Origin of the sequence: Pseudomonas purpurea (assembly GCF_039908635.1) — a bacterium.
Classification (GTDB): Bacteria; Pseudomonadota; Gammaproteobacteria; order Pseudomonadales; family Pseudomonadaceae; genus Aquipseudomonas; species Aquipseudomonas purpurea.
This window is the reverse complement of sequence record NZ_CP150918.1, coordinates 212,144-228,578: the sequence shown is the minus strand read 5'-3', so window position 1 is coordinate 228,578 and position 16,435 is coordinate 212,144. Positions and strand designations below refer to the sequence as shown.

The window sequence follows — 16,435 nt, the reverse complement described above, 5'->3', positions numbered from 1 at the left end:
CCTCTGGTTATTGATGTTCGCATCCTGCCCTGTGTCTTCCTGTGCAGTGCTAGCTGTGAACGCCAACCTGTTGACTGGAAGCGCCAATCATCATGATTGAACCCACCTCCCTCGCCAGCTGGACCCGCGCCTTGCGCAAACAACTCGACGCCCTGGGTTTCGACAGCGGCACATTGTGCCAACAGGCCGGGCTCGACCCGCAGTTGATGGACGACCCCAACGCCCGCTACCCGCTGTCCGCCACCACTCGTTTGTGGGAACTGGCGGTGCAGGTCAGCGGCGATCCGGCCATCGGCTTGCGGGTGTCGCGCTTCGTCAGCCCGACCACGTTTCACGCATTGGGTTACGCGCTGGTGGCCAGCGGCAGCCTGCGCGAAGTGTTCGAGCGCATCGTGCGGTATCACCAGGTGGTCAGCGACGCGCTGGAGCTGGCGCTGATTCGCGGCGAAGATCGCTACTGCTTCATCCTGAAAGTCCCCGAAGGCAGCCCGACGCCAGCGCCCGAAGCCATTGACGCGTTTGCGGCGATTTATGTGCGCACCTGTCGCAACCGCCTCGGCCGCGATTACGCGCCACTGGCGGTGTACCTGCGCCGCCCTGAACCGGCAGACCCGAAACAGTGGCACACGGTGTTTCGCGCACCGATCCACTTCGGCGCCGACGAGGACCGGCTGGAGTTTGCCCTCGCCGATTTCGACAGCCACCTGGACGACGCCAACCCGGAACTGGCCGAGCACAACGAAACGGTGCTCAACCGCACCCTCGCGCAGCTCAAACCGCTGACGTGGGAACGCAAGGTACGCGGCGCCATCGAAGCGCAATTGCCGGAAGGCGAACCCGGCGCCGAGCGCATCGCCCAGGCTTTGCACCTGAGCCTGCGCAGCCTGCAGCGGCATCTGGCCGACGAAGGTTGCCGCTTCGACACGTTGCTCAACGAGTGCCGCGAAAACCTCGCGCTGCTGCACCTGCGCGATCCGCAGTGCTCGTTGAGCGAGATCAGTTATTTACTGGGATTTGCCGACACCAGCAGCTTCAGCCGCGCATTCAAGCGCTGGACCGGGATGACGCCGGGGCAGTTTCGGGATGGGATGCGGTAACCGTTTCGGAGGATGAGTTGGTTTTACCGGCCCCGATCACGCCGCAACAACTTGCGCACCCGCGCCACCAATTCACTCACCGCAAACGGCTTGAGCAAGTAGTCGTCGTCATGCAGTTCCAGCCCGCGCAACCGGTCTTCGATGCCGTCGGTGGTGGTCAGAAACAGCACCGGCGTGGCCCCGAGCTGGCGGATCTGTTGCAGCAACTGCCAGCCGTTGAGGCCGGGCAGCATCACATCGAGGATGATCAGATCGTACGCCTGCGCTTCGATGAAGCGTCGACCGGCCATGCCGTTGTCCGCCACATCCACTGTGTAACCGGCCTCGCTCAACCCCTGGGCCAGAAGCTTCGCGACCTCGGGTTCGTCTTCCACTAACAGCAAACGCATGGCACACCTCGATTATTCAGAGGTACAGGCTAGGCGTGTTTGGCTTGATTGCCCATCACAACCTTCAACACATTCCCACAGGGGTCAGTGGTTGCCGTTAGATTGTGGCCAACGCCCGTAACCGTTCGGTGTCGAGGATCTCGATCTCGCCGTAACCGAGGTTGAGAATGCCCTGGCTTTCGAGGTCCTTGAGGATCTGGTTGGTGGTTTGGCGCGACAGCGACAACAACAACGCCAGTTGCTCCTGGGGCAGTTGCAGAACGCGCCGCGCCGGTTCGAGTTCGCCGTAGCCGTCGGCGATCATCAGCAAGCGGTGCGCCACCCGGGCCGGGGCGGGCAGCAAGGCCAACTGTTCGAGATTGATGAAGGTCAGGCGCAGTTTGTGGCTCATCAGCAGCGCCAGTGGTTGCCAGTGCTGCGGTTGTTCGTCGAGCAGGGCCAGCAACGCCGATTGCGGAATGTGCAGCAGGATGCTGTGGCCCACACCGACAGCATCGTGGGTGCGCGGCTGGCCGTCGAACAGGCAGATTTCACCGAACCAGTGCGGCGGTTCGATCACGCTCAGCAGCGCCTCCTTGCCCTGCTCGTTCACCGCCCCGACCCGCACCGCGCCTTCAAGCACGGCGTACAGGCCACACGGCGAATCGCCGCGCTTGAACAGCCGCTGGCCCGGTGACAGGCGCCGCACGCGGGCCATGGCCAGCAGACTATCCTGTAGCAAGGACGGCAAATGGCTGAACCACTGACCGCTCATCAGGCGTGACCGCCAGGCCTGCATATCCATGAAATCTCCGGGTTGATTGTCGTCTGGCTGACAGAGCAGCGACCGCGCACAGCGGCATGATCGGCGTCCCTACAGGAGCAAGCACCATGAAAAGCCTCGTTGACCACCTCAGTCAATACGCCGCTTACCACCGTGACCCGCGCAACATCGCCAGCCACTTCATTGGCATTCCGCTGATCGTGGTCGCTGTCACGGTACTGCTGTCACGGCCGGAATGGCCGCTGGCCGGGCTCTGGCTGTCGCCAGCGGTGCTCGTGGCGCTGGCCTCGGCGGGGTTCTATTTGCGCCTGGAAAGGCGCCTTGGCGGGGTAATGACGGTGCTGCTCGGCCTGTCCGTTTGGCTAGGCCATGTACTCGCGCAGCAGAGTACGTTCGTCTGGCTCGCCAGTGGCGTCGCGATGTTTGTGATGGGCTGGGCGATCCAGTTTGTCGGCCATTACTACGAAGGGCGCAAACCGGCGTTTGTCGATGACGTGACGGGGCTGATAGTCGGGCCGTTGTTTGTGGTGGCGGAGTTGGCGTTTTTGCTGGGGTGGCGGCATGACCTCAAGGAACAGATCGAGGCGCGGGCCGGAGGGGTGCGTTTGCGCCAGAAAAACGCAGCAACATAAGACGCTGTGTGGCGAGGGCGCTTGCTCCCGCTGGCCTGCGAAGCCGTCCTAAAACCAGCAACCGCGTTTTTCAGGCAGGACAAGGGGCTTGCTTTGCGACTGCTGCGCAGCCGAGCGGGAGCTTGCTCCCTCGCCACAGGTCAGTACAGACCCTGTGGGAGCGGCGATCCGACGAAGTTTTGGCTGTTAGAGGCTCGCGTGTTTCTGCCAGACCTTCGGTTTGAAGAACAGCGTCTCGCCACGCGCCAGGGCCGGTCAGGCTGTCGTGGTCCTTCACCACTTCGGCTTCGATCAGTTCGCTCTGGCCTTCAACCTTCAAGGTGACGCGGGTAGTCGCGCCCAACGGACGGATGTCGCGTACCTCGGCCGCGTGGTGGTCTTCCAGTTCAGTGCGCGACAGCGACACTTCATGGGGACGGAACAGCACGTGGTTGTCTTCACCCAGGTGCAGACGGTTCGAGTCGCCGAGGAAGTGATACACAAAGTCGCTGGCCGGGTTTTCGTAAACGTCACCCGGTGAGCCGATCTGCTCGATCACTCCCTTGTTCATCACCACGATGCGGTCGGCCACTTCCATCGCTTCTTCCTGGTCATGGGTCACGAACACCGAGGTCAGGTTGATGTCTTCGTGCAGGCGTGCGAGCCAGCGGCGCAGCTCTTTACGAACCTTGGCGTCGAGGGCGCCGAACGGCTCGTCGAGCAACAACACTTTCGGCTCCACCGCCAGGGCACGGGCCAGGGCGATACGCTGACGCTGACCGCCAGAGAGTTGTTCCGGGTAGCGATCCGACAGCCAGTCGAGTTGAACCATGTTCAGCAATTCATGCACTTTGACCGCGATCTGGCTTTCACTCGGACGCTGGTTTTTCGGCTTCATGCGCAGGCCGAACGCGACGTTGTCGAACACCGTCATGTGGCGAAACAAGGCGTAGTGCTGGAACACAAACCCGACGTTGCGATCACGCACATCGTGCCCGGACACGTCTTCACCGTGGAACACGATGCTGCCGTCGTCGGGGGTTTCCAGCCCGGCGATGATCCGCAGCAAAGTGGTTTTGCCACAGCCGGACGGGCCGAGCAATGCCACCAGCTCGCCGCTGTGGATGTCCAGGTTGATGCTGTTCAGCGCCTTGAAGGCGTTGAAATTCTTGCTGACATTACGGACTTCGATCGACATGACTTATTCCTCCGCGGCGCTGGCGCGCAGGCGGTTAATACGGGACTCGCTCCACTGCTTGAGCAGCAGGATGAAGAGCGCCAGGATCAGCAACAGGCTCGCAACGGCAAACGCGGCGACGTGGTTGTATTCGTTGTAGAGGATCTCGACGTGCAGCGGCAAGGTGTTGGTCACCCCGCGAATGTGCCCGGACACCACCGACACCGCACCGAACTCGCCCATCGCCCGCGCAGTACACAACACCACGCCGTAGATCAGGCCCCACTTGATGTTGGGCACGGTCACATGCCAGAACATCTGCCAACCGTTGGCACCCAGCAGCCGCGCGGCTTCCTCTTCCTGCGTGCCCTGCTCCTGCATCAACGGGATCAGCTCACGAGCGACGAAGGGCACGGTGACGAAAATCGTCGCCAGCACGATGCCCGGCAGGGCGAAGACGATCTGAATGTCGTGGTCCTGCAACCACGGGCCGAAGAAACCCTGGGCGCCAAACATCAGCACGTAGACCAGACCCGCAATCACCGGCGACACCGAGAACGGCAAGTCGATCAGCGTCACCAGCATGCTCTTGCCACGGAACGAATACTTGCTCACACACCAGGCCGCGCTGACGCCGAACACCAGGTTCAGCGGCACCGAAATCAGCACGGCGATGACCGTGAGTTTCAAGGCCGACAAGGCGTCGGGTTCAAAGATCGCGGTGAAGAACGCACCGAGGCCCAGTTTCAGCCCCTGGGACACCACGATCAGCAGTGGCAGCAACAGGAACAGGGCAAAGATCAACCAGCCGAGAGCGATCAGTACTCGCCGTGCCGTGGCGCTGCCACGGCGAGCCGCGTTGGCCGAAGACGCAGCGGAAATAGACGATTGGGACATGTTCCGCGCCTCCTTATGGGGTTTCGATGCGCCGCTGCAACAAGTTGATCAGCAGCAACAGGACGAAGGAAACCACCAGCATCAACACGCCAATGGAAGTAGCACCGGTGTAATCGTACTGGTCGAGCTTGACCATAATCAGCAGCGGCAGGATTTCGGTTTTCATCGGCATGTTACCGGCGATGAAAATCACCGAACCGTACTCACCGACGCCACGGGCAAACGCCAGGGCGAAGCCGGTCAGCCAGGCAGGAAGCAAGGCCGGCAGCAGGATGTAGCGGAAAACCTGCAACGGTTTGGCCCCCAGGCACGCGGCGGCTTCTTCGATTTCACGCGGGATATCGGCCAATACTGGCTGTACGGTACGTACCACGAATGGAAGTGTAACGAACGTCAGTGCCAGGGTGATGCCCAGGGGGGTGTAGGCGATCTTGAAACCCAGGTCCGCTGCAAACTGACCCACCAGCCCGTTGGGCGCGTACAGCGCGGTCAACGCGATACCGGCCACGGCCGTCGGCAATGCGAACGGCAAGTCGATCATCGCGTCGATGACTTTGCGCCCCGGGAAGGTGTAGCGCACCAGCACCCAGGCCAGCAGCGTGCCGATGATGCCGTTGATGATCGCGGCACACAGCGCGGTGCCGAAACTGAGCTTCAACGCCGCCAGCACACGGGGTGCCGAGATGATGGCCCAGAACTGGTCCCAGGTGAGTTGGGCGGCATGCACGAACATCGCTGCCAGGGGAATGAGCACAATCAGGCTGAGGTACACCAAGGTGTAGCCCAGCGTCAGCCCGAAGCCGGGTATGACGGGGGAGATACGACGCGACATAAAAGTCCTTGGTTGAACACGGTTAACGCACGAAGCCCGGAAGCGAATTCCGGGCTCTGCGCAAGCTACTGGGCAACGCGCCTCACGGCGTTATTGCGCGGTGTAGATCTGGTCGAACACGCCACCGTCATTGAAGAATTTCGGTTGGGCGGTTTTCCAGCCACCGAAATCCTTGTCGATGGTCACCAGGTCCAGTGTCGGGAACTGCTTGGCGTACTTGGCTGCCACGTCCTTGTCACGCGGGCGGTAGAAGTTCTTCGCCGCGATCTCCTGGCCGGCCGGGCTGTACAGGTGCTTGAGGTAGGCCTCGGCGATCTGCTCGTTGCCCTTCTTCTCGGCATTCTTGTCGACGACCGCCACCGGCGGCTCGGCCAGGATCGACAGCGAAGGCACGACGATGTCGAACTTGTCGGCGCCGCCGTCTTCTTTCAATGCCAGGAACGCTTCGTTTTCCCAGGCCAGTAATACGTCGCCCTGACCGTTGTTGACGAAGGTGATGGTCGAACCGCGAGCACCGGTGTCCAGCACCGGAACGTGCTTGAACAGCTCCTTGACGTATTCCTGGGCCTTGGCTTCGCTACCGCCAGCCTTCAGGCCATAAGCCCAGGCGGCGAGGAAGTTCCAGCGCGCACCTCCGGAGGTTTTCGGGTTCGGGGTGATGACTTCAACGCCGTTCTTGGTCAGGTCGCCCCAATCCTTGATGCCTTTGGGGTTGCCCTTGCGCACCAGGAACACGATGGTCGAGGTGTACGGCGTGCTCGCTTCCGGCAGACGCTTCTGCCAGTCGGCCGGCAAGGTCTTGCCCAGTTTGGCGATTTCGTCGATGTCGCCGGCCAGGGCCAGGGTCACCACGTCGGCCCGCAGACCATCGATCACCGCCCGGCCTTGCTTGCCCGAGCCACCGTGGGATTGCTGGATCTTCACGGTGTCGCCAGCGTGGTCTTTCTTCCAGAAGTTGATGAACTCGGCGTTGTAATCCTGATACAGCTCGCGGGTCGGGTCGTACGACACGTTGAGCAGCTCGTAATCCTTGGCAACCGCGGAACCAGCAAAAAGGGCACTGGCCAGAGCGGCCAGCGCGTAACGGCGAATCGACGACATAGTGGAGCTCCTGAAATTCTGGGTGTTGGCTTTTCTTATTGGCGCTTCAGGCCCGCATTCGTGCTTGAACGCTTGTATACACGCTGGTTGGGGTCATGGGATGACGCCCTCCGGTTGACCAGTCGGGGCTCTCACACGTGAGAGGGTGACGCGGGGTTCAACTCGGTTTGTGGCCGGGGTTCTGTAAACGGAATTTCTCTTTGCGCTCGATCTGCACCACCTGGGCGTTATGCACGGTGATCTCCACCGCACCGAAGCGCAGATCGCGCAGGGCGCTTTGGATTTCGCGCAAGATGGTGGCTTCGTCCTGACCGTCAACGCTACGTAGAGATGCGCTCATGGTGTTGCTCCTGAAATGAGTAGTGCCTGGCAGTGGCGGCACTGCTTGCGGCGTGAGAGCAATAGTAGATAGCCGCAGATATTCTTAAAAATACTATTTAAGAATGCTTATATAACCAGAAGATTGATCGCTCCCACGCCCGAACGCGGAGCCCCGCCCACGGCGCTCTGCGGCGCTGTTCGTCAGGAGACACAGAGCATTTCGGGCGGCATACGTGGGAGGGAACTGTCGATCAGTGACGGAGAATCACGGGGGCCCGCGTCCAGTCCAGTTGCTCAGCCGGCACCGGCCGGCCAAACCAGTAGCCCTGGCCCAGGTCGCAGTCATGCTCAAACAGGAAACCCGCCTGCTCGGCCTGCTCGATGCCTTCGGCGTGAACCTGCATGCCCATGCTTTGCGCCAGGGCGATGATGACCCGCACAATGGCGGCGTCGTCTTCGTCCCACGGCAGACCGGCGACAAACCCCTGGTCGATCTTGAGCTTCTGCACCGGCAAGCGCTTGAGCCGCAGCAACGACGAGTAACCCGTGCCGAAATCATCGATGGCCAGCCGCACTCCCAATTCGCGCAAACGGTGCATTTGCTCCAGCGCCACTTCCGGGTCCTCCATCACCGCGCTTTCGGTGACTTCCAGCTCCAGATACGCCGGGTCCAGGCCTGTGTCGTGCAGCACCTGAGCGACGCGTTCATACAACTCGCGACGGGCGAACAGCCGCGTGGAAACGTTCACTGCCACAAACGACAACACCACGCCCGCCTGTTGCCACTGGCACATCTGCTGACACGCCTGCTGCATGACCCACGCATCGATTTCGGCGATCAACCCGGTGCGTTCGGCAATCGGGATGAACTCCGCAGGCGACACCAGCCCCCGTTGCGGGTGCTCCCAGCGCACCAGCGCTTCGACACCGATCAGACGGCTGCTCTTGAGGTCGTGAACCGGCTGGTAGTACACCCGCAGTTCCTGCTGCTCCAGGGCGCGACGCAACTCAAACGCGATCTCGACCCGCTGCTGGGCATGGGCCGTCAACTCTTCGGTGTACAGGGCATAGCCATCGCGACCGGCGCTTTTGGCCTTGAACAGCGCCGAGTCGGCATTGCGCAACAACTGCTCGGCACTCAGGGCATCACTGGGAAACAGGCTGATGCCGACACTCGCGTTGATGAACAACTGATGGCCGGCAATCTGAAACGGCTCTTTGAGGCCATCCAGAATCCGTTGCGCCAGCGCCGCCGCCTGCACCAGTTGCGGGCAGCTTTCGGCCAACACCGCGAATTCGTCGCCACCCAGGCGCGCCAGCGTAATGCCGGGGCCGAACATGTCCCGCAAGCGCGAGGCCACGGCCTTGAGCAATTTATCGCCGACGTTGTGCCCCAGGCTGTCGTTGATCATCTTGAAGTGATCCAGGTCGATCATCAGCAAGGCGCAGCCACGCTTGTGGATTTGTGCGGAGGCCAGCGCCTGCTCGGCACGGTCGGTGAACAACAGGCGATTGGGCAGGTCGGTCAGCGGGTCATGGTGGGCCAGGTGCGCCAGCTCATGCTCCGAATCCTTGATCGCGCTGATGTCGGAAAACACCGCCACGTAATGGCTGAGCTGGCCACGGTCGTCGTGAATGACCCGGATCGTCTGCCACTGCGGGTAGATTTCGCCGCTCTTGCGCCGGTTCCAGATCTCGCCACTCCACTCGCCGCAACCTTTGAGCGTGGAGAACATGCCTTGATAGAAGGCCGGGAGGTGATGGCCGGACTTGAACATGCTCGGCTGGCGGCCCAGCACTTCTTCGCGCTGATAACCGGTGATTTCCATGAACGCCCGGTTCACATGGACGATCAGGCCCCGGCGATCAGTGACCAGCACCCCCTCGCGCGTACAGTCGAACACCGCCGCCGCCTGACGCAAACGCACGCGATCTTCGCTGCGGCGTCGCAGCTTCGCGCCGATGCCGATGAAACTGAACAATCGCGCCCGCGCCAGGAAGATCAGGTAGGCGCTGAACAGCACCCACAGGTAACCGTTGATCAGTTGCCATCGCGGCAGATCAGCGGATTGATCGAAGAATTTGTTCAATAAATAACCAGTAATGCCCAGCCAAACGACCGAAATCACCAGATAAAGCAGCGATGCACGCAAAGCATCGCGAAAAGAGGCCGACATTAGGCGATCCATGTCCTTACAAAAAGGTTGGAATTATAGAGTAAAGAAACATTCCGCCACTCTTATCTGAAAGGCCGACTGGTTTTATCTGTGTGCTGAGTGATAATGCGCGGGCTGTTTTTTTCTTTATCGAGGGCCATACAGCCTATGTGGTACGAAGGTTTACTCGGCTTGTCGCCTTGGCAACTGGTGGCAGTCACCCTGTTAATGACCCACATCACCATCGTGGGCGTCACGGTCTATCTGCATCGTTATTCAGCCCATCGCTCCCTTGAGCTCAATGCGGGCCTGAAACATTTCTTCCGCTTCTGGCTGTGGCTGACCACGGCGCAGAACACCCGCGAGTGGACCGCGATCCACCGCAAGCACCACGCCAAATGCGAAACCGTCGATGACCCGCACAGCCCGGTCATCCTCGGCTTGTCGACCGTTCTGCGCAAAGGTGCCGAGCTGTACCGCGCCGAAGCGGAAAACCCCGAGACGCTGCGCATCTACGGCAAGAACTGCCCCGAAGACTGGATCGAGCGCAACCTCTACAGCCGCTTCCCGTTGCTGGGCGTGGCGATCATGGGCGTCATCGACCTGCTGCTGTTCGGCACCATCGGCATCACCATCTGGGCAATCCAGATGATGTGGATCCCGTTCTGGGCCGCCGGCGTCATCAATGGCCTGGGCCACGCCATCGGCTACCGCAACTTCGAGTGCCGCGATGCGGCGACCAACCTGGTGCCGTGGGGCATCCTGGTCGGGGGCGAAGAACTGCACAACAACCATCACACCTACCCGAACTCGGCAAAACTGTCGGTGAAAAAGTGGGAATTCGACCTCGGCTGGGCCTGGATCCAGGTCTTCAGCTTCCTGCGTCTGGCCAAGGTTCAGCGTGTAGCGCCGATTGCCCACCGCGTCGAGGGCAAGGGCAGCCTGGACATGGACACCGCCATGGCGATCCTCAACAACCGTTTCCAGATCATGGCCCAGTACCGCAAGCTGGTCATCGCGCCGCTGGTCAAGCAAGAGCTGGAAAAGGTCGATCACTCGGTGCGTCATCAATTCCATCGTGCCAAGCGCCTGCTCTCGCGGGAAACCAGCCTGCTGGATGACAAGCACCACATGCGCATCCAGACCATGCTCGAGCACAGCCAGGCACTGAAGGTCATTTACGAAAAGCGCCTGGCCTTGCAGCAGATCTGGGTCAAGACCAGTTCGAACGGTCACGACATGCTGGCCGCGATCAAGGACTGGGTACACGAAGCCGAAGCCAGCGGGATCCAGTCGCTGCGTGATTTTGCCAACCAGTTGAAAACCTACTCGCTGCGCCCTGCCGCCGTCTGAAGGGCTTGCCTGTGGCGAGGGAGCTTTCGTTCGGTTGCGAAGCAGCCGCAAAACCGGCGACGCGTTTTAACTGACAAAACGTAGTCGCCTGATTTGGGGCGGTGTACCGCCCAGCGGGAGCAAGCTCCCTCGCCACAAAAAGCGGGAACTAAGCTTCAAATCCCCTATCTCAAAGAGCACTTCGCCATCCTGGCGGGCTTTACTGTGGCCGCTGTCGAATCTTTAAGCGGCGAACGCCCTTTGAGAGTTGTGCCGATGGTCAATAAAAGCCTAATAGACTCATCCCTCCCCCAGTGGCCAGAAGCCGCGCAAACCCTGATGGCGTTGATGCACGCCCAAGGCGAAGTGGCGCGCCTGAGCGAACGCGAACAGTTGTTCAGTTCGTTGCTGGTCAGCGTCAACGCTGTGCTCTGGGCTTTCAATTGGGAAACCCGGCAAGTGCTGTATGTGAGCCCGGCCTATGAACGGATTTTCGGCCGCTGCGCCGGTTTACTGCTGGCCGATTACCACGAATGGCGTGACAGCATTTACCCCGACGACCTGGACTACGCCGAACGCAGCCTGGCCGAGGTGCTGGAAAAAGGTGCCGTGGAAGACCGCGAATATCGGATTATCGCCGCTGACGGCCAGGTGCGCTGGCTCAGCGACAAGTGCTTCATCAACCGCCAGGCCGAGCCTGGCCAACCGGTGATCGTGGTCGGCATTGCCGAAGACATCACCGAAAAGAAGCAACTGGAAGCCGAGCTGCAACGCCTGGCCACCACCGATGCGCTGACTCAGAGCAGCAACCGTCGACACTTCTTCGAATGCGCCAACCGCGAGTTCGAACAGGCACGCCAACAAGGCTCGCCGCTGGCGTTCCTGTTGCTGGACATCGATGACTTCAAAAGCATCAACGACACCTACGGCCACCCGGAAGGCGACAACGTGCTGCAACGGATCGCCGAATGCGGCCGGGCGGCGCTGCGTCGAGGTGATCTGTTTGGGCGGATCGGCGGCGAGGAATTCGCCGCCGTGTTCCCCGGCTGTGCGCCGGACATGGCCCTGCACGTAGCCGAACGGCTGCAACGGGAAATCCAGCGCCTGGGCTTCAGCCACGACGACCAGACGTTCGGCATCACCGTCAGCCAGGGCCTGACCAGCCTCACCGCCGACGACGAAACCCTCGACAGCCTGTTCGCCCGCGCCGACGCAGCGATGTATGAAGCCAAACGCCAGGGCAAGAACCGCATCATCTCCGCCTGACGATTTTCCGGCTGAACTCAATACCTGTGGCGAGGGGGCTTGCCCCCGTTGGACTGCGCAGCAGGCCCATTTTTTGGGGCCGCTTCGCGACCCAGCGGGTGCAAGCTCCCTCGCCACAGAAACCGTTTCTACAGGGACGGATCGGTCTACTTTTTGCGCAAGCGCATCAGTTCCGGCAACCCGATCTTGAGCAATCGCGCCGTCCGGCACTTCGCCAGTTCCTCAATGCCCTCATGCTCGGTCAACCGCGCCAGTTGCCCGGCCATGTTCATCACCAGCGCTTCACGGGAGTAAACCCCGCCCCCAAGCTGATAGACCGCCGCAATCAGCTCACGCAACTCCAGCGGCAAGCGCCAGCGCGTGCGCAGTGCCGATCCGTAAGCCGCACCAAACTCTTCCAGCGCATCGCCAACCTCTTCCCACTCGTCCAGCTCACCGCCAGCCTGCTTCCATTCCTGCAAACAGCGCAGCAGCGCCAGGTCGCCCAAACGGTGCAGCATGCCGGCGCAATAACAGCGTTCCTGATCCAGGTCCAACAAGCGCGCCAGGGTTCGGCCGTATTCGGCAGTGCGCAGCGACAACTCCCAGTAACGTTCGGCGTAATCAGCCAGGCATGGCTCGCGCAGGCGCGCGCTGCGCTTGAGGGTGAGGCCCAGTATCAGATTCATGCTTTGCCCGGTGCCCAACCGTTGCAACGCCTGAGACAGGGTTTGCACCGCGCTGCCGTGATGCTGCGCAGCGCTGTTGGCTGCGGCGATCAGCACCGCAGTGACCTGTGGGTCAGTGCGGACTTCCTCTTCCAGCAGTTTCAGGTCCAGGCCATTGGGGTTCAGGCTGCGCTTGACCGCCAGTTGCACGTCCGTCAGCAACGGCGCGCCGTCCGCCAGTTCGCGGCGTCGCTCCAGGAATGTCGACAAGGTCATGCCAGGCGCCAGCGTCGGGACGTCGCAGGACACCGACTCCCCCGCATTCAGCAGCAAGTCCTGCAAACGCTGGGTCAGGCTTTCCATGTTCAGGGGTTTGGTCAGGTACGCCGTCGGCGCCAGTGGCAAGGCTTCGCGCACGCTGGCGCTGTCATTGCGACTGCTCATCAGAATGAACGGCAACACCGGGTTTCGCCGTCGCTGGCGCACACTGCGCAGCACGCTCAGGCCATCGACACCGGGCAGTTCCCAATCGGCGATCACCAGGTCATAAGGATGCTCGCCCAGCAGGTCCAGTGCTTGTTGACCGTCTGCGCACAGATCCAGCCGAGCGTCGCAACGCACGTTCAACAACACCTGTTTGAGCAAGTCGCGGGACCAAGGGTCGGCCTCTGCGATCAGCACTCGTGGCACAGCGGGTAAATCAACAGCAGTCATGCAGCACGCTCCGAGGGCAATGCTTGCACCTTAGACAATGCTGGCACTTCGATACAGTGCCATCGCCCCCGATAGGTTTCATAAGACGAAAAAAACCCGCCGAAGCGGGTTTTTTGTCGATCAGGTCACACTCGGCGGATCACAGCTCGGAGAAGCACTCTTCGATGATCGCCAGGCCTTTGTCCAGTTGCTCGTCCGGCGACGTCAACGGCACCAGTACGCGCAGCACGTTGCCGTAAGTGCCGCACGACAGCAGGATCAGGCCCTTTTCACGCGCCTTGGCCACAACAGCAGCCACCGCAGGAGCGTTAGGCTTGTGGCTGTCGCCGTTTTCGAACAGCTCTACCGCGATCATCGCGCCCAGGGCACGCACTTCACCGATTACCGGGTACTTGGCCTGAATCGCCTTGAGGCCGGTCACCAGACGCTCGCCGACCGCTTTGCAGCGGTCCAGCAGGTGTTCTTCTTCAAACACTTCCATCACGGCCAATGCCGCGGCGCACGCGATCGGGCTACCGGCGTAAGTGCCGCCCAAGCCGCCTGGGGCGATGGCGTCCATGTATTCGGCCTTGCCGCACACACCGGCCAGCGGGAAGCCGCCGGCGATGGATTTGGCGAAAGTGGTCAGGTCGGCGGCAACGCCCATCTGTTCCATGGCGAAGAAGGTGCCGGTACGGCCTGCGCCGGTCTGCACTTCGTCAGCGATCATCAGGATGCCGTGCTGGTCGCACAAGGCACGCAGGCGCTTCATGAACTCTTTAGGCGCGACGTAGAAACCACCTTCGCCCTGAACTGGCTCGATGATGATGGCCGCGATATCACGCGGCTCGGCGTCGTTCTTGAAGATGCGTTCGATGCTGGCGATGGAGTCGTCGATGCTCACGCCGTGCAGTTCGTTCGGGAACAGCGCGCGGAAGATGCCGCCCGGCATCAGGCCCATGCCGGCCGAGTAAGGCACGACTTTACCGGTCAGGCCCAGGGTCATCATGGTGCGACCGTGGTACGCACCGGTGAACGCGATCACGCCGGCACGGCCAGTGGCGGCGCGGGCGATTTTCACGGCGTTTTCCACGGCTTCGGAACCGGTGGTCACCAGCAGGGTTTTCTTGGCGAAATCACCCGGAACCTTGGCGTTCACTTTCTCGCACAGTTCAACGTACGGCTCGTACGCCAGCACCTGGAAGCAGGTGTGGGTCAGCTTGTTCAGTTGCTCGGTCACGGCCGCGATGATTTTCGGGTGCAGGTGACCGGTGTTCAGCACGGCAATGCCGCCAGCGAAGTCGATGAACTCGCGACCTTCAACGTCGGTCACGGTGGCGTTCTTCGCAGAATCGGCGAAGATCGGGTGAATCTGGCCAACACCGCGGGGTACAGCGGCTTCGCGGCGTTTCATCAAAGAAGCATTGGTTTTGCTCATATGTCCTCATTCGCCGCTCAGGGCGGCGTAGCTCAAGGAGTTCATGGCGGGAGGCAACTACGGCAGCATGCGATGATCGACTGCCACAGCTTTCCCGGCCACAGAGAAAAATCGTCCTTACAAGCAGATGGGGCATCGCTCTCGTGCCCCGTCCGCTGCACACACTACCCGATCAGATGCCCAGGCAGAGGTATTTGATTTCCAGGTAATCCTCGATCCCGTACTTGGAGCCTTCACGGCCCAGGCCCGAGGCCTTGATGCCGCCAAACGGCGCGACTTCGTTGGAGATCAACCCGGTGTTGACGCCGACCATGCCGTATTCCAGGGCTTCAGCCACGCGGAACACACGGCCCAGGTCGCGGGCATAGAAGTACGAGGCCAGACCGAATTCGGTGTCGTTGGACATCGCGATCACTTCGGCTTCGTCTTTGAAGCGGAACAGCGGCGCCAGTGGGCCGAAGGTTTCTTCCTTCGCCACGGCGGCGTTTTTCGGCACGTTGATCAGGATGGTCGGCTCGAAGAAGTTGCCTTCCATCGGCTTGCCACCGGCCAGCAACGTTGCGCCTTTGCTCAGGGCATCGGCGATGTGTTCCTGGACCTTGGCCACAGCTTTTTCGTCGATCAGGGGACCGGTGGTGGTGCCGTCTTCCAGACCGTTGCCGATCTTGAGCTTGGCCACGGCAGCCTTGAGTTTCTCGGCGAAGACGTCGTAGATGCCATCCTGAATGTACAGGCGGTTGGCGCAGACGCAGGTCTGGCCGTTGTTGCGGTACTTGGAAATGATCGCGCCTTCGACGGCCTTATCCAGGTCCGCGTCGTCGAACACGATAAACGGTGCGTTGCCGCCCAGTTCCAGGGAGACTTTCTTGATGTCCTTGGCGCATTCGGCCATCAGTTGGCGACCGATTTCGGTCGAGCCGGTGAAGGACAGTTTGCGCACGATCGGGTTGCTGGTCAGCTCGCCGCCGATGTCGCCGGCGCTGCCGGTGACCACGCTCAGCACGCCTTTCGGGATACCGGCACGGTGCGCCAGTTCAACCAGGGCCAGGGCCGAGAACGGGGTTTGCGAAGCAGGCTTGATCACCATGGTGCAACCGGCGGCCAGGGCCGGGCCGGCTTTACGGGTGATCATGGCGGCCGGGAAGTTCCACGGGGTGATCGCTGCGGTCACGCCGATTGGCTGCTTGATCACGATCAGGCGCTTGTCTGGCTGGTGGCCCGGGATCACGTCACCGTAGATGCGCTTGGCTTCTTCGGCGAACCACTCGATGAAGGACGCGGCGTAAACGATTTCGCCCTTGGCTTCGGCCAGTGGCTTGCCCTGCTCGAGGGTCATCAGGCGACCGAGGTCGTCCTGGTTTTCGATCAACAGTTCAAACCAGCGACGCAGCTTGTTCGCGCGCTCTTTGGCGGTCAGCGAACGCCAGGCCGGCAGGGCCTTGTCGGCGGCTTCGATGGCACGGCGGGTTTCGGCAGCGCCCATTTTCGGCACAGTGCCCAGAATTTCACCCGTTGCCGGGTTGTTGACCTTGATCGTCTGACCATTGTCCGCATCGACCCAAGCGCCATCAATGTAGGCTTGCTGGCGGAACAACTGGGTGTCTTTGAGCTGCATGTGGGCTTTTCCTTAACAGCACCGCGCAAGCGCGGGGCGAATTGTTAATTATAAAAAAGGCGCCTCAGGCAGGTGAGGTGAAAACGTAGCGAGCGAAGGT

At 61.2% G+C, this 16,435-nt stretch carries 14 protein-coding genes and 1 pseudogene; 4 read left to right on the top strand and 11 right to left on the bottom strand.

Going from position 1 to position 16,435, the window contains the following annotated elements:
* The first annotated feature begins 92 nt into the window (after nucleotides 1-92).
* Entirely contained in the window at nucleotides 93-1,097 is a 1,005-nt protein-coding gene (locus AABM54_RS01045; RefSeq protein WP_347903164.1) for an AraC family transcriptional regulator, read from the top strand.
* A gap of 23 nt (nucleotides 1,098-1,120) precedes the next feature.
* On the opposite strand, the gene AABM54_RS01040 is transcribed toward AABM54_RS01045, so the two are convergent.
* Together AABM54_RS01040 and AABM54_RS01035 are read right to left on the bottom strand one after the other, a co-directional pair.
* A complete protein-coding gene (locus AABM54_RS01040) occupies nucleotides 1,121-1,486 on the bottom strand; it encodes a response regulator (protein ID WP_347903163.1) in 366 nt (121 codons plus the stop codon).
* Between the two features lie 97 nt (nucleotides 1,487-1,583).
* A complete protein-coding gene (locus AABM54_RS01035; protein ID WP_347903162.1) occupies nucleotides 1,584-2,270 on the bottom strand; it encodes a Crp/Fnr family transcriptional regulator in 687 nt (228 codons plus the stop codon).
* An 86-nt stretch (nucleotides 2,271-2,356) separates the two neighbouring features.
* On the opposite strand from AABM54_RS01035, the gene AABM54_RS01030 reads away from it, so the two are divergent.
* Nucleotides 2,357-2,881 carry an Mpo1-like protein gene (locus AABM54_RS01030; RefSeq protein WP_347903160.1) on the top strand — a complete coding sequence of 175 codons (525 nt, stop codon included), beginning with the start codon at nucleotides 2,357-2,359 and terminating at the stop codon, nucleotides 2,879-2,881.
* A gap of 186 nt (nucleotides 2,882-3,067) precedes the next feature.
* Here AABM54_RS01030 and AABM54_RS01025 read toward each other — a convergent pair.
* The 6 genes and pseudogenes from AABM54_RS01025 to dibA form a co-directional block, all read right to left on the bottom strand.
* Nucleotides 3,068-4,058 (bottom strand): annotated as a pseudogene (locus AABM54_RS01025) (sulfate/molybdate ABC transporter ATP-binding protein).
* Nucleotides 4,059-4,061: 3 nt separating this feature from the next.
* Nucleotides 4,062-4,934, bottom strand: a complete 873-nt coding sequence (gene cysW, locus AABM54_RS01020) for a sulfate ABC transporter permease subunit CysW (protein WP_347903159.1) — start codon at nucleotides 4,932-4,934, stop codon at nucleotides 4,062-4,064.
* Nucleotides 4,935-4,947: 13 nt separating this feature from the next.
* Nucleotides 4,948-5,766 (bottom strand): sulfate ABC transporter permease subunit CysT, encoded by an 819-nt coding sequence (gene cysT, locus AABM54_RS01015; RefSeq protein WP_347903157.1) that lies wholly within the window; start codon nucleotides 5,764-5,766, stop codon nucleotides 4,948-4,950.
* A 90-nt stretch (nucleotides 5,767-5,856) separates the two neighbouring features.
* Entirely contained in the window at nucleotides 5,857-6,867 is a 1,011-nt protein-coding gene (locus tag AABM54_RS01010) for a sulfate ABC transporter substrate-binding protein (RefSeq protein ID WP_347903155.1), read from the bottom strand.
* Nucleotides 6,868-7,024: 157 nt separating this feature from the next.
* Nucleotides 7,025-7,207, bottom strand: a complete 183-nt coding sequence (gene oscA, locus AABM54_RS01005; protein WP_133216364.1) for a sulfur starvation response protein OscA — start codon at nucleotides 7,205-7,207, stop codon at nucleotides 7,025-7,027.
* 232 nt (nucleotides 7,208-7,439) lie between these two features.
* Nucleotides 7,440-9,365, bottom strand: coding sequence for a phosphodiesterase DibA (gene dibA / locus AABM54_RS01000; RefSeq protein ID WP_347903154.1), 1,926 nt, complete (start codon nucleotides 9,363-9,365; stop codon nucleotides 7,440-7,442).
* 147 nt (nucleotides 9,366-9,512) lie between these two features.
* On the opposite strand from dibA, the gene desA reads away from it, so the two are divergent.
* Entirely contained in the window at nucleotides 9,513-10,697 is a 1,185-nt protein-coding gene (gene desA, locus AABM54_RS00995) for a delta-9 fatty acid desaturase DesA (protein ID WP_347903152.1), read from the top strand.
* Nucleotides 10,698-10,952: 255 nt separating this feature from the next.
* A complete protein-coding gene (locus AABM54_RS00990) occupies nucleotides 10,953-11,942 on the top strand; it encodes a sensor domain-containing diguanylate cyclase (RefSeq protein WP_347903150.1) in 990 nt (329 codons plus the stop codon).
* A 146-nt stretch (nucleotides 11,943-12,088) separates the two neighbouring features.
* On the opposite strand, the gene AABM54_RS00985 is transcribed toward AABM54_RS00990, so the two are convergent.
* The 3 genes from AABM54_RS00985 to gabD form a co-directional block, all read right to left on the bottom strand.
* A complete protein-coding gene (locus AABM54_RS00985) occupies nucleotides 12,089-13,303 on the bottom strand; it encodes a response regulator (protein ID WP_347903148.1) in 1,215 nt (404 codons plus the stop codon).
* A 139-nt stretch (nucleotides 13,304-13,442) separates the two neighbouring features.
* Complete coding sequence (gene gabT / locus AABM54_RS00980; RefSeq protein ID WP_347903146.1) at nucleotides 13,443-14,720, bottom strand: 4-aminobutyrate--2-oxoglutarate transaminase; 1,278 nt, start codon at nucleotides 14,718-14,720, stop codon at nucleotides 13,443-13,445.
* A gap of 172 nt (nucleotides 14,721-14,892) precedes the next feature.
* Nucleotides 14,893-16,335, bottom strand: a complete 1,443-nt coding sequence (gene gabD / locus AABM54_RS00975; protein WP_347903144.1) for an NADP-dependent succinate-semialdehyde dehydrogenase — start codon at nucleotides 16,333-16,335, stop codon at nucleotides 14,893-14,895.
* Nucleotides 16,336-16,435 lie beyond the last annotated feature (100 nt).

Bases quoted from the DNA above. Each gene is read 5' to 3' on its own strand.
- cysT (WP_347903157.1), bottom strand. From the start codon at position 5,766: ATGTCGCGTCGTATCTCCCCCGTCATACCCGGCTTCGGGCTGACGCTG.
- AABM54_RS01010 (WP_347903155.1), bottom strand. From the start codon at position 6,867: ATGTCGTCGATTCGCCGTTACGCGCTGGCCGCTCTGGCCAGTGCCCTT.
- AABM54_RS00985 (WP_347903148.1), bottom strand. From the start codon at position 13,303: ATGACTGCTGTTGATTTACCCGCTGTGCCACGAGTGCTGATCGCAGAG.
- dibA (WP_347903154.1), bottom strand. From the start codon at position 9,365: ATGTCGGCCTCTTTTCGCGATGCTTTGCGTGCATCGCTGCTTTATCTG.
- AABM54_RS00990 (WP_347903150.1), top strand. From the start codon at position 10,953: ATGGTCAATAAAAGCCTAATAGACTCATCCCTCCCCCAGTGGCCAGAA.
- AABM54_RS01045 (WP_347903164.1), top strand. From the start codon at position 93: ATGATTGAACCCACCTCCCTCGCCAGCTGGACCCGCGCCTTGCGCAAA.
- cysW (WP_347903159.1), bottom strand. From the start codon at position 4,934: ATGTCCCAATCGTCTATTTCCGCTGCGTCTTCGGCCAACGCGGCTCGC.
- oscA (WP_133216364.1), bottom strand. From the start codon at position 7,207: ATGAGCGCATCTCTACGTAGCGTTGACGGTCAGGACGAAGCCACCATC.
- gabD (WP_347903144.1), bottom strand. From the start codon at position 16,335: ATGCAGCTCAAAGACACCCAGTTGTTCCGCCAGCAAGCCTACATTGAT.
- AABM54_RS01030 (WP_347903160.1), top strand. From the start codon at position 2,357: ATGAAAAGCCTCGTTGACCACCTCAGTCAATACGCCGCTTACCACCGT.
- AABM54_RS01040 (WP_347903163.1), bottom strand. From the start codon at position 1,486: ATGCGTTTGCTGTTAGTGGAAGACGAACCCGAGGTCGCGAAGCTTCTG.
- AABM54_RS01035 (WP_347903162.1), bottom strand. From the start codon at position 2,270: ATGGATATGCAGGCCTGGCGGTCACGCCTGATGAGCGGTCAGTGGTTC.
- desA (WP_347903152.1), top strand. From the start codon at position 9,513: ATGTGGTACGAAGGTTTACTCGGCTTGTCGCCTTGGCAACTGGTGGCA.
- gabT (WP_347903146.1), bottom strand. From the start codon at position 14,720: ATGAGCAAAACCAATGCTTCTTTGATGAAACGCCGCGAAGCCGCTGTA.